Source organism: Streptomyces sp. ASQP_92, assembly GCF_025399895.1.
Lineage (GTDB): Bacteria > Actinomycetota > Actinomycetes > Streptomycetales > Streptomycetaceae > Streptomyces.
In genome coordinates this window covers 1-12,005 of sequence record NZ_JAODUA010000020.1, presented here as the reverse complement: position 1 = coordinate 12,005, position 12,005 = coordinate 1, and the positions used below count along the sequence as shown (strand labels likewise).

Below are 12,005 nucleotides of genomic sequence, written 5' to 3'. Positions count from 1 at the left end.
CCGTTCGGCACCGCCTAGGAGACGAGCCCTCCCAGCGGCAGGACGCGCTCGGTGAGGCGGCCGCGCAGGGTGCCCCCGCCCGTGTCGACCTCGGTCAGCCAGTCGGCCGCCACCAGGAGCTCGGCGTGGTCGGCGATCTCGTCGGGTGAGACGCCGCAGAACAACGCGGCCTGTTCCAGAGGCAGTTCACCGTTCTCGGGCCCTGCCAGCGTGCCGTCGGCGCGGGCGTGGGCGGCGGTGTACAGGGCGAGCAGGCGGGTGGCGGCGCCCAGCCTGCTCTTGCGGATCTTCCGGTCGCCGACGGCTTTCTGGGCCCAGCCGGAGATCCTGGCCCGGCTGGTCTTGCCGAAGTCGAAGGGCCGGGGCTGCTCGGGCAGCAGGGCGGGAACGGTGATCGCGGTGGGGTCCTCGGGCTGGGAGGCCAGCGCTTCGGTGACGGTGGCGGGCAGACGCAGCCAGTCGGCCGCGACCAGGCTCTCCAGTACGTGTTCGGCGTCGCCCTGCAACCAGCCGGTGAGGTCCTGTCCTGTGATGTTCCCCGTGCCGCCGCGGGCCGCCCGCAGGGTGAGCATGAGGACCGCGAGACGTACTTCGGGCTCCGGCCCCGGGGCCTGGGTCCGGACGTACTCCAGCACGGTGCGCGCGTGCGTGGCCTGCTTCGGGGTCAGCAACCGCTCCGGCGCCGCGGGCCCGCCCCCGGGGCTGCCGGTGCGGTTGTGGTGCATGTCGAGCGTGGTCTGCGCCGCCTTCTCGGCGCGCCGCGCCTCATGGCGCAGGGCGCTGTCGCCGCTGACGTCGGCCCACAGGGCGAACGCCCGGGCCTTGCGCTCGTGGAGTTCGGCCAGGAGTACCAGGTCGGGTTCGGTGCGCTGCTGGTAGGCGCGGAACGCGTCGCCCAGGTCGATGAGTTCCAGCCGCAGGGCGTCGGGCTGAAGGTCGGGCGGCACGATGCGCTGCGCGATCTTCCCGCGCTGGTTGCCCCGCCCGGCCGCCGTGCCCGGCGGGGCGACCCGGGCCCGTGGCACCGGGGCGGCCTCGGTGGCGGGGACCGGCGGAGCGTCACCGGCGGGGGAGGGGAGCCGGTCGGAGAACACGGGCGCCACGCGGTCCCCGGCCGAACCGGCCGGGGGCTCCGAGGCCGTGACGCGCTCGCCCGCCGCCCGGTCCACCTGCGCCGGGGGCGGCGCGGTGTCCAGGGCGCGGCAGCCGGGGGTGGCGGCCGCGCAGCGCGCGCACGTCTCCGCGATCCGCCACAACCGCCCGGCCCGGTCCGCGTACACGGTCAGGACGACCGGGCCGCCGCACCGGGAGGTGGCCGCCGTCGGCGGAGCCTCGCGGCGGCGGACGGCGGGGTCGGGGGTGTGCCAGGCGCAGTCGGCGGCACGACAGGCGCACCACGCCTCGCGGCGCGGTCCGCCGCTCGTGCGGATGTGGGCCAGGTGCATGTTGACGTGGCCGACCGCCGCCTTGCGGCCGGCGGCGGCGCCGTCGGGGAAGCGCTGGTCGGCGCAGGCGGGGCGCGAGCAGGACAGTGTCACCGCCCCGGCGGAGGGTCGGCCGTGGGGGGCCAGGCGCACCGTCCACACCCGGCCCGGGACGCGCTCCTCCTGCCGTGAACCGGCCTCCATCGTCATGTGCGTACTCCCCGTCCTCCTCGATGCGTTGCCCGGGCGGTCCTCATCATCGGGGATGGAACGGGCGGCCTCCGGATGAAGCGGAACTTCGGGCCCGGCGTGTCTGGCCGCACACAGTTTCGGGTGGCGAAACTGCCTCGTAGGACGCCGGACGGCGGGGGCTACTACCGGTGCGGCGCGGGGGCGTTCTCTCCCTGAGGCCGGATCATCGAGGCCGGATCATCGACATCAGGAGCTCATGAGTCTCGGCATCGGCCGCCGCCACGACTCCGGGCCCGCCCTCGCCGATCGGGGCGCCGTCGATACCGGTGACCACGCAGCCCGCGGCCCGGCACAGTGCGATACCGGCGGCGAAGTGGACGCTGGCGGAAAGGTCGGCGCCGTCGGTGACATAGGCGGCTCGCTTGCCCGCCGCGACCCAGGCCAGGGCGAGCGTGCTGGACACGACGCGGGGCCGGAAGCGCGCGACGAACGTCGGGTGCCCCAGCAAGTCCGTGGCGCGGAACGTGGGCGCGTGGGGAAAGGGCGGATCGAGGTTGACGTCCACGAGCCGGGTCGCCGCCGTCGGCGTCAGGGGGGTGTCCCTGCCGTCCTGGCGGACCCGCGCGGTCACGCCGTCGGTGAAGAAGACCTCGCCGGTGAAGGGGTCGGCCACTGCCGCGGGGCCGCCGCGCAGGGCCACGTTGACGGCCACCACCATCGTGCCGACGGCGTAGTTGAGCGTGCCGCACAACGGATCCACCAGCCACTGCCGGGACGCGTCGAGGGCGCCCCGCTGCCCGCCTTCCTCGCCAAGTACCGCGTCGTTGGGGCGAGTTGACCGAATGACGTCGAGGATCGCCCGCTCGGCCGCCAGGTCGGCCGCGGTGGCGAAATCCCCGCCGCCCTTGTCGATACGGGCGAGGTGCTGCCCGTAGCCGCCGCGTACCACTTCGGCACCGGCACGCGCGGCAGCTATCGCGACGTCGGCGTCTTCGGAGCGGGTGTAGGTGTTGATCATGCGGCGCAGGCTACCGGGGTGGTCCTCGCCGCTCTCGGATCCATCCGTCGCCCGACTCCGGAAGAGACAGGAACAGACCCCCCATAAGAGTTACATTTATAAGATTATCGGAGCATTGCGGCACGCCTGAAGGCCCCGCCCCCTTCCGTCGGTGACGATCTGTCCGCAAGGCGCTTCTCCGGCGGAAGGGAATCGGGATGGGGCTCCCGCGCGGTTGTCCGACCGCTCGGCGGACGGTGTTCGTTGTCGCGTTCACGGCCGTCGCCACCTTGCCCGGGGTGCTCGCCGGAGCCGTGCCGACCGCCCGCGCCGGTGGAACGAGCACGCACAGCTTGCAGCTGACCGTCACGGTGAACACGCGCCCCGGGCTCGGGGCGCTGCGGCCCGGTATCCGGGTGGGCGCCCCGGTGGTCAAGGTGTACCGGCTGACCAACCACGGCGAGGCCGATCTGTCCGCCGTCCGGCTGACCGACCCGGCCGTGCCGGGCGCGCTGATCCGCTGCCGCGGGGGCGCCGGGCGCCCCGGTTACCTGCCCGCGCTGTCGAGCACCACCTGCACGGCCGAACTGCCCGCGGACCCCGGGGCGCACACCGCCTGGGTCGTGGCGACGGGCGAGATCCCGTCGCTCGACATGCGCATCCGGGCCTCCGCGCGGAGCGGATACGAGGGGGTCACCGGCGGCCTCGCGCTGTCCGAGAGCGCCCGGCTCATCAGCTTCAACGAGGCCGAGATCCGCTACGTCCTGGCCAACCCCGGCAACCGGCCGGTGTACGACATCCGACTGGCCGACCCGGTCCTGGCGTCCGCCCGCAGGGGGTCGGCAGATCCGGCTCTGGCTTCGGCCGGTGCCGGGTTGGCTCGTCCGGCGGTTCTGGGTTCGAGTCGTGCTGGGTTGGGGGGTGCGGGTGTGGGTTCGAGTCGTGCTGGGTTGGGGGATGCGGGACTGGCTTCTACCGGTGCCGGGGTGGCGGATCCGGCGCCGGCTGCCGCCCATCCCGCGTTGGCTCGTCCGGCGGTTCTGGGTTCGAGTCGTGCCGGGTCGGGGGATGCGGGTGTGGGTTCGGCGGGCGCCGGGTGGGCGGATCCGGTGCTGGGTTCGGCGGATGCCGGGGTGGCGGACCCGGCGCCGGCTGCCGCCCATCCCGCGTTGGCGCATCCGGCGGTTCTGGCTTCGACTCGTGCCGGGTCGGCGGATCCCGTTCTGGCTTCGGCGGGCGCCGGGTTGGTCGAGCCGGCCATGGCTTCGATGAGCGCCGGGTTGGTCCAGCCGGCCATGGCTTCGGTGGGCACCGGGTCGGCCGAGCCGGCCCTGGCCTTGGACCGCACCCCGGTCGCCGATCCGGCCCCGGCCCCGGCTCGCATCGACTGCTCGGGCCGGGAGGACGTGCCGGAGCTGGCACCCGGCGCATCCGTCGTCTGCACCGTCCAGGTGCGGCGCGATCCCGGCACCTACTTGAGTGCGGCCACCGCCACAGGAACCGACCGGATCGCCACGCTGGGTCCGGGCGGGCTCGGCGTGGAGCCACCGGTGCTCAGCGCCCGGTCCACGGCTTCGTTCGTCCTGCCCGAGCCCCCGGCCGTCACGCCGCCGTCTTCGCCGGTGAACCCGCCGTCGTCCAGCGTGCCCGGCGCCGGGCAGCAGCCCCGAAGGCCGCCCGGCGCGGCGAGGCCGCCCAACAGGCGCGCACCTGCCGCGCCCGTCGCGCCGCCCGCCTTCGGCGTACCGGGTGCGCCACCGCCGTTCGGGTCCCCCGGCACCCCCGCGGGGCCGGGCGGACCGGGCGCTCCCGCCGCGCAGCCCGGCGCGCCGCAGCCGGGCGAGCAGCCGCCGGCGGAAGCGCCTCCCGCGCCACCCGGGGCCGCACCACCCGGGGCCGTGCCCCCCGGCGCGCCGCCGGCCGGCGTCGCGCCCCCGGGCGCGGCACCCGCACCGGCCGTGCCGCCCGCCGCACCCGCCGCGCCACCCCCGGGGAACAACCCGGCGGCGCAACCACCCGGCGAGGGAGTCGTGGGCCCAGCGCCCGTACAGCGCCCGGCAGTTGAGAACCCGGCCCGTCCGAACGTCGCCCAGCCGCGCGAGCGGTCGACGTCGTTCCTCGGCAGGCTGCACCACCACGCCCAGGAGCACCGCGCTCTGTCGATGATGGCGCTGCTGCTCCTGTTTCTCATGCCGGCCGTCCTGGCGGCGCTGCTCCTGGGCTCACGCCGGCCATAATCCCGAGGAGCTCTCGTGTCCCCTGCCATGCAGGCTCTCGCCATCACCCTCGCGGTGGCCCTCGTGGCCGCCGCGACCGTGATGGCGAAACACCGTTTCTTCCCCCCGGATCCGGACGACGAGCCGCGCGAGGACGTCGCCGAGTACATCTCGATGATGGTCGGTGTGCTGTACGCGCTGGTGCTGGGGCTCGCCCTGGTGTCCGTCTGGGAGACCACCGACAACGCCTCGTCCCACGTACAGGCGGAGGCCGGCGCCCTGCACCAGACGTATCTGGTGGCGGACGCCCTGCCGCCCGACGAGCGGAGCCGGGTCAGGGCCATCTCGGAGCAGTACGCCCGCCACGTCGTCGCCAACGAGTGGCCGAGGATGGCGGCCCGCGACGACCTCGGCTCCGAAGGCTGGACCATGCTCGATCAGCTGCGCACCGCGGCTCGCGTCCCGGCCACCGCCACCCCGGCGCAGCAGATGGCCGCCCAGGAACTCCTCTCCCAGCTGGGCACGCTCGACGAGGCGCGCCGCGGCCGGGAGGAGGACGCCCAGAGCAGTCTCTCGCCGGTCCTGTGGCTCGGGTTGATCCTGGGCGGAGTGCTGACCGTGGCCTTCATGTTCCTCTTCGGCATCCAGCGCAACCTCACCCACATCGTGATGGTCATGGGCCTGGCCGCGCTCATCACCTTCCTGGTGCTGCTCATCCACGAACTGGACGCGCCCTTCGGCGGCTACCTCGGCACCGACACCTCCGCGTTCACCCGTTACTTCACGGTGTGAGCCGAGCCCCGGTGACCGCTCGTTCGTCTCACGGCCTTCGCCGGTACGGAGCCCCTGGGCGTCCAATCGGCCGTACATACCTCGTCCCGGTCCGAGGGGTGGCCCGGCTTGCGCGGGTCTGTCACGTGTGAGACCCAATTGTCCATGAACCCCATGGAGCAGGGAGTCGGTCCGGCCATGCCGGAGGCGGTCTGCCAAGTGCCCGCGCACACGGCTCGCGGCAGCCTGGAGGACGGGCTGCGCGCCGTGCTGAGGGCGCTTCATACCTGCGGCCGGCTCGCCCTCCTCGTGGCATGTGTGCTCGTCGTGCTCGGCCTGTCCCCGCTGCTGCTGATCCTCGGAGCGTGTGCCCGCCGGCTGCCCCCGCCGGTGCGGGGCGGGACCCGACTGGCGCTGCTGTACGGCACGTACCTGCTCACCTGCGAGGTGAGCGCGGTCCTCAACGACATCGGGTTCCACGCGTCCCGGCGGCGCACCCCCCTAAGTCAGTCCGAACACCACGCTCTCTGTCTGAATCTGGTGCGCCGGTCGACCGGGCTGTTCTTCGGCCCCGGTCTGCGTGCGATCGGCGTACGGGTGCACTGGCCGGAGCCGCCGCTCCTCGACCCCGAGCGGCCCGTCGTCGTCCTGCTGCGCCACGCCGGGCTCCTGAACATGCAGCTCGGAATCCATCTGGCCACCGGCGTGCTGCGGCGACGTCCGTACGGCGTGTGCAAGAGCGCCGCTGCCTGCCTTCCCGGGGCGGCGGCCCTGCTGCGGCTCACCTCCGTGATGCCGCTGCGCTGGAACGCCGAAGGGCGGGCCAGAGCCGCACGCGAATTCGCGGCCATGGGGCCCCGGTTGGGCCGTGACGCCGCGGTCATCCTGCCCGAGGGCACGAACTTCAGCACCCGGCGACGGTGGGCCCGCATCGCGTATCTGCGTCGCTCCGGGCGGCACGACCTGGCTACCGCGGCGGAGGCGATGCCCCATGTGCTGCCGCCCCTCGCGCGCGGCGCGGGGGCGTTGCTCGCCACCGCCCCCGACGCCCAGGTGCTGGTGGTCGGACACACAGGGCTCGAGGACGTGCTGCCGTGGCGTCTGGGCCCGGGCTACTCGTCGTACGACGAGACGGCCCTCCACATCTCCTGGCGGAGCTTCGCACCCGAAGAGGTGCCGCGTGACCCGGACGGTTTCGAGACCTGGCTGTACGAGCGCTGGCGAGAGCTGGACGCCTGGGTGCTGGCCACCCGCACCGGCCGGGTCGGCCGGGTCGGCCGCACCGACCGGGTCGACTGGGACGACCCGCCACGCCGCTGAGCGACCACCCGCTCGGCCGAACCCGCCGGGACAGCGCGCCAGGACCCGGGACCGCGCCTCAGGCCCCGGCCCGGCGCCCACGGTTCGCCGGGAACGCACCACGGCCCCCGGAAAGGCACAACGGCCGGCCCGTCAGGGCACGGAGAGCGTCATCAGGAGGAAAGCATGCCCGCAGCGGACATCCCCCCGACGGCTTCGCCCGAAGCCGCCCCCCGCACCGCGTTCGTCCTCGGCGGCGGCGGGAAGCTGGGCGGCTACCAGGTCGGCATGCTGCGCGCGCTGTTCGAGCGTGACATCGTCCCGGACCTCGTCTTCGGCACCTCCGTCGGCGCCTTGCAGGGCGCGCTGCTCGCCAAGAATCCCACCCCGGCCGTATGCGACCAACTCACCGAACTGTGGCGGGAGTTGCTCGGTAGACGCGTCATGGCCGTGACGGTACGGGGCGTGCTGACCAATACCTTCAGGCGGCACCCGGCCTTCGCGTCCATGGACGCCCTGCGCGAGGTGGTCCGCCCCTACTTGGGCGAGCGGACCCGGATCGAGGATCTGGCGCTGCCCTACCAGTGTGTCGCCAGCTCCATCGAACGCGCCGCCGCCCGCTACTTCGACTCCGGCCCGCTCCTCCCCGCCGTCCTGGCCTCCTGTGCCATCCCCGGACTCTGGGCGCCCGTACGGATCGGCGACGAGCACTATGTGGACGGGGGCATCGTCGAGACCGCGCCGGTCAGCAGGGCGGTCGCCTACGGCGCCACCACCGTCTACGTCCTGCGGATGCGGCAGCGCGAGCGACCGCTGCGGCCCGCCCGGTGGCCCTGGCAGATCGGCCCGACGGTCTTCGAGATCTCCCGGCGCCACCGGCTCGCCCAGATCCTCAGCAGCCATCCGCCCGGTGTCCGCGTACACATTCTGCCCAGTGGCGAAGCGGGCGCGGAGAGCTCGGACGTCGCCCTGCGAGCCGGCCCGCGCGAAGAGCTGGCCCTCAACCAGCGCCGCGCGGCCGCCGGTTACCGCGCGACCTGCGAGTACCTCGACGCCCTCGACCAGGGACGTTCGCCCCACTTCGCCGCCTCGGCCAACCCTGTCGCGCGCTCGTACCTCACCACCACCAGCGCGAAGCTCGCGCCGTCCGGCGCGGCTTCCGGCCGAGGGGCCGTCACGCCGTTCCTGGCCACCAAGTACCGCACCTTGTTCGGCCTGTTCGACAAGGACCAGGACGGCCTGATCGCCGAGGGCGACTGGCTGGGTGCCGCCGCCGAGATCACCGCGGCCTTCGGGCACAGTCCCGACTCCTTCAGGGCGGCCACCCTCGGCAAGGCGTTCCAGGAGTCCTGGGCGCGGCTGTGCGAAGCGGCCGGTACGGAGCTGTCGGCGCCCCTGGATCGTGACACCTTCGAGGAGGCCGTGGCGCAGTTGGTGGGCACCCCCCACGCCTATCTCGCCAATTTCCTGCCCATGGTGGTGGCCTTCCTCACTACGGCGGACACCAACGGGACCAACATGCTGGAGGCCGAGGAGGCCCAGCGCCTGCTCCAGACCTTCGGGGTCGCCCCCGCGGACGCCCTCACCGTGACCCGCCGCGTCGACACCAACGGCGACGGCGCCGTCAGCCTCGACGAACTCAGCGAGGCCTTCCAGGACTACTTCACCAGCGAGGAACGCGGCTGCGCCGGGAACATGCTCTTCGGCCCGCTGCCCGACTGAGCCCCCAGCCGCCCCCAGACCTCCACCGAAGGAGGACACGCCCACAGAACGCGTCCCGATGTACAACCGGCATTCGTGTACGCCGACATTGTGGGCAGGGTGGGTGGCAGCGACTACTCACCGGGAGTTCACCGTGCCCCAGCCCCCGCCCCCGCCCTCTCTGCCCCTCCGGAAAGCGTCGTCGTGCACCGGCATGCGACGACACCGCATGCCGATGTGGTGTGCGGCGGCCTCGGCGGTCCTCCTGTCTGCCCTGACCGGCTGCTCCTCGCAGGACGCGATCTGCGGAGGCGGTGAGTACCCGGTCCACACCGTGGGCTCCACCGGCAGGGCCTGCGTCGACGACGATCAGCAGCCGCCCAAGGGCTACACCCGCTACCCCGAGGGGAAGGTCCCCCAGCACGTGGGGGACAAGTGGGACCAGTACTGGCAGACCCACACCGTCGACGAGAAGGGACGGATCATCCAAGTCCCCAAGAGCTGAAGGGGGTTGGGTTCCCGGGGAGCGGGGACGGCGCCCGCCCTCGGGACCCTCCTCGGGCCCCGGACCTCAGGCCCCGGCCCCCGGGAACTTCAGTCCCCTCAGGCTCCGCGGGACCGCTTCGGGGCTGAAGCTCCCCTGGAATCACGGGAGTTGAGCAGTGCGTCGAGGCGGGCGGCGAGGTCGGGGTGGGTGTTCGTCAGATGGGGGCGGGCGGCGCCGAGCGGGTCGACCAGGGCCGTGGGGTCGTTGTCCCCGAGCGCCGCGTCGAGCCGGGTGAGGGGGCCGCGGGAGGCCGGGGCCAGGTCGCCGAGAGTGGAGATCTGACTCGCGATGCGTCGCAGAGCCGCCGCGTTGTCGCGAGCCCAGGCGGCCGTGGTGCGGTCGGCCGCGCGGCGTTCGCGGGTGGCCTGGACACGCTGCTCGCCGGTGGAGCCGTCGGGGCCGGGGCGGTTGCGCAGATAGCGGCGTTCGGCCGCCTGGCGGCTCGCGACACCGAGGGGCTGCGCGAGCTCCGCCCAGCTCGCACCGGCTTCACGCGCGGACTCGATGAGACCGGTCTCCCATCCGGAGAGCTCCTCGCGGATCTGCCGGAGCAGCAGGAGGGAGGCCAGCGCCTGCTCGGGGCCGTCGGTGAGGGCGTCCCGGGCGCTCGCCGGTTCGTGCTGGGCGGCGCGCAGCTCGCCCTCTATGGCCTCCAGGGCCGCCGCGGCGGCGAAGAACGAAGCGGGGCTCTGGGCATCGGTGCGGGCAGGGGACGGTTGGTCGGCTGCTGTCACGGGACGCCTCCTTCCGACTGTCATCCGATCGACGACATCTGGCTTGTCGTCCATTGGATGACATGTTACAACGGTTTCAGTGAAGCGCATTGGCAGGTACTGCCCGAACCTTCTGGAGGTGTTTCGCGATGTTGATGCGCACCGACCCGTTCCGCGAACTCGACCGGCTCACCCAGCAGCTGGTGGCCCCGGGTACCTGGACGCGGCCGGCCACGATGGCCATGGACGCGTACCGCGAAGGCGACGAGTACGTCGTGGCCTTCGACCTCCCCGGTGTCAGCGCGGACGCGATCGACATCGATGTCGAACGGAACATGCTGACCGTCAAGGCCGAGCGCCGCCCTTCGCCGAAGGCCGACGACGTGAAGATGGAGCTGTCGGAGCGCCCTCTGGGCGTCTTCTCCCGCCAGATCGTGCTGGCCGACACGCTGGACACCGAGCGGATCAGGGCCGACTACGACGCGGGTGTCCTCACCCTGCGCATCCCGATCGCCGAGCGGGCCAAGCCCCGCAAGATCGCCATCGGCGTGGGGTCCTCCCGCCAGCAGATCTCCGGCTGAGTCCCCGGCAGCCGTAGCAGCCGTAGGAGACGCGGCAGCAGCCGCGGTCGACGCGAGCGGAGGGCGGGCGCCGAGCCCCCGAGCCCGCCCCCCCCTCGTCGTATGCGTGCACCCGTCAACACGCCGGCCCCGGCACCGAAATGCCGGACAGTCGAACACCCGGCCACCGGCGGCCGCCGGATCCGGCCGCCCGGGCCACTCGACCCCTGTCACGAGAAAGGCGACAGCGCTCCATGTTCCACCGCAACGACCCGGCCCAGCACGTCCCCGTGACGACGTACGAGCAGATGCTGGAGAAGGTCCGGTACGAAGGCGCCTATCCCACCCGGGAGCAGGCGGAGCGGGCCATCCACACCGTACTCGCGGGCCTGGGGCGCCAGTTGACGGGCGACGAACGGGTCGAGCTCGCCGCCCGACTGCCCGTCGAGGCCGCCCTCGTGCTCACCGCGCAGATCCCGGTCGCCGAGCCGCTCACCGGGTGGGCCTTCGTCAAGGACCTCGCCGCCCGCACGGGCGCGAGCATGGCCACGACCCGCTGGGACACGGGGGCGGTCCTCACCACGGTCGCCGCGCTGGCGGGTCCCGACCTCCTCGCCCGCATCCTCGATCAACTCCCCTCCGGCCACGCCCTCCTATTCGGTCGCGCCGAACTCACCCAGGCCGCCTGACCGCTGGAGGCGGCGTTCCCCGCCCGGGCCCGCGTCCGCGGCTACCTCTGCGGCTCGCGGTCCCGGGTGCGCAACTCCTCGTTCATGCGCCGGGCCTCTTCAAGTTGGTCCTCGAGGATGACGATGCGACAAGCAGCCTCTATCGGGGTGCCCTGATCCACCAGTTCACGGGCGCGGGCGGCGATACGCAGCTGATAGCGGGAGTAGCGGCGGTGGCCGCCCTCGGAGCGCAGGGGATTGATCAGGCGGTGTTCGCCCAGCGCACGCAGGAAGGCGGGGGTGGTGCCGAGCATCTCGGCGGCCCGGCCCATGGTGTACGCGGGGTAGTCGTCGTCATCGAGCTTGTCGACGGGGCGGGGTTCGACAGCGGGCATAGACCTCTTCTTTCGGGGACGCGTCGAGGGGCCCGGGTGCCGTACTGGCGACCCGGGCCCCGAGCTTTCAACACCATCTACCGGCACAGTGCGCCGGACTGTTTATCCGCAGGTGCCGTCCGAGCGGGCGGGACTGCGGGGATCGCGGATGCGTGACCGGGGACCACCTTCCAATCCGGGGTCTGCGGTACCCGAGCGGCTTGTGCCTCGCCCGGGCGATCCTGATGGCGTTCGCTCCTTACCTCGGTTTGTTACTGGCGTTGTACTGCTGGATACCGCGGGTGGTGCTCGCGCCCGAAGGCACGTCCTGCTTGCTGCTCGCAGGGCAGTTCAGGTCTGCCCTGCTCTGTGGTCCTCAACTTCTGGCTACAGCAGAAACCGTAACCCTTGAGCCGTCCAATGTCTACCCTGGCCATGTTAGTTTTTCTGTCTGCGAAACGTCGTCGGGACAAGAAGAGGTCTGGTTGTGACTGCCGTGGCGACCGGGACGAGGATCACCGAGCCGGAGACCGGACACGGGAT

The 12,005-nt window shown here is 72.8% G+C and carries 11 protein-coding genes; 7 read left to right on the top strand and 4 right to left on the bottom strand.

What is annotated here, in order from left to right; genetic code table 11:
* Nucleotides 1-14: 14 nt before the first annotated feature.
* A complete protein-coding gene (locus N4G70_RS30645; protein ID WP_261716023.1) occupies nt 15-1,634 on the bottom strand; it encodes a hypothetical protein in 1,620 nt (539 codons plus the stop codon).
* Nucleotides 1,635-1,839: 205 nt separating this feature from the next.
* Complete coding sequence (locus N4G70_RS30640) at nt 1,840-2,634, bottom strand: inositol monophosphatase family protein (protein ID WP_261716022.1); 795 nt, start codon at nt 2,632-2,634, stop codon at nt 1,840-1,842.
* Nucleotides 2,635-2,870: 236 nt separating this feature from the next.
* Between N4G70_RS30640 and N4G70_RS30635 the strand changes: the two genes are divergently transcribed.
* From N4G70_RS30635 to N4G70_RS30615, 5 genes are all read left to right on the top strand, one after another.
* Nucleotides 2,871-4,850, top strand: coding sequence for a hypothetical protein (locus N4G70_RS30635; protein ID WP_261716021.1), 1,980 nt, complete (start codon nt 2,871-2,873; stop codon nt 4,848-4,850).
* Nucleotides 4,851-4,865: 15 nt separating this feature from the next.
* Nucleotides 4,866-5,621, top strand: a complete 756-nt coding sequence (locus N4G70_RS30630) for a DUF4239 domain-containing protein (protein ID WP_261716020.1) — start codon at nt 4,866-4,868, stop codon at nt 5,619-5,621.
* Nucleotides 5,622-5,765: 144 nt separating this feature from the next.
* Nucleotides 5,766-6,920 carry a hypothetical protein gene (locus N4G70_RS30625; protein WP_261716019.1) on the top strand — a complete coding sequence of 385 codons (1,155 nt, stop codon included), beginning with the start codon at nt 5,766-5,768 and terminating at the stop codon, nt 6,918-6,920.
* A 165-nt stretch (nt 6,921-7,085) separates the two neighbouring features.
* On the top strand, nt 7,086-8,621 hold the full coding sequence (locus tag N4G70_RS30620; protein WP_261716018.1) for a patatin-like phospholipase family protein: 1,536 nt from the start codon (nt 7,086-7,088) through the stop codon (nt 8,619-8,621).
* A gap of 193 nt (nt 8,622-8,814) precedes the next feature.
* Nucleotides 8,815-9,105, top strand: a complete 291-nt coding sequence (locus tag N4G70_RS30615; protein WP_261716017.1) for an SCO0607 family lipoprotein — start codon at nt 8,815-8,817, stop codon at nt 9,103-9,105.
* Nucleotides 9,106-9,203: 98 nt separating this feature from the next.
* On the opposite strand, the gene N4G70_RS30610 is transcribed toward N4G70_RS30615, so the two are convergent.
* Nucleotides 9,204-9,881 (bottom strand): type III effector protein, encoded by a 678-nt coding sequence (locus tag N4G70_RS30610; protein WP_261716016.1) that lies wholly within the window; start codon nt 9,879-9,881, stop codon nt 9,204-9,206.
* A 128-nt stretch (nt 9,882-10,009) separates the two neighbouring features.
* Between N4G70_RS30610 and N4G70_RS30605 the strand changes: the two genes are divergently transcribed.
* Complete coding sequence (locus tag N4G70_RS30605; RefSeq protein ID WP_261716015.1) at nt 10,010-10,441, top strand: Hsp20/alpha crystallin family protein; 432 nt, start codon at nt 10,010-10,012, stop codon at nt 10,439-10,441.
* A gap of 233 nt (nt 10,442-10,674) precedes the next feature.
* Nucleotides 10,675-11,109: a DUF2267 domain-containing protein gene (locus N4G70_RS30600; RefSeq protein ID WP_261716014.1), complete on the top strand. Its 435-nt coding sequence runs from the start codon at nt 10,675-10,677 to the stop codon at nt 11,107-11,109.
* A 41-nt stretch (nt 11,110-11,150) separates the two neighbouring features.
* Here N4G70_RS30600 and N4G70_RS30595 read toward each other — a convergent pair whose 3' ends face one another.
* Nucleotides 11,151-11,483, bottom strand: coding sequence for a MerR family transcriptional regulator (locus tag N4G70_RS30595; RefSeq protein ID WP_261716013.1), 333 nt, complete (start codon nt 11,481-11,483; stop codon nt 11,151-11,153).
* Nucleotides 11,484-12,005: the final 522 nt, after the last annotated feature.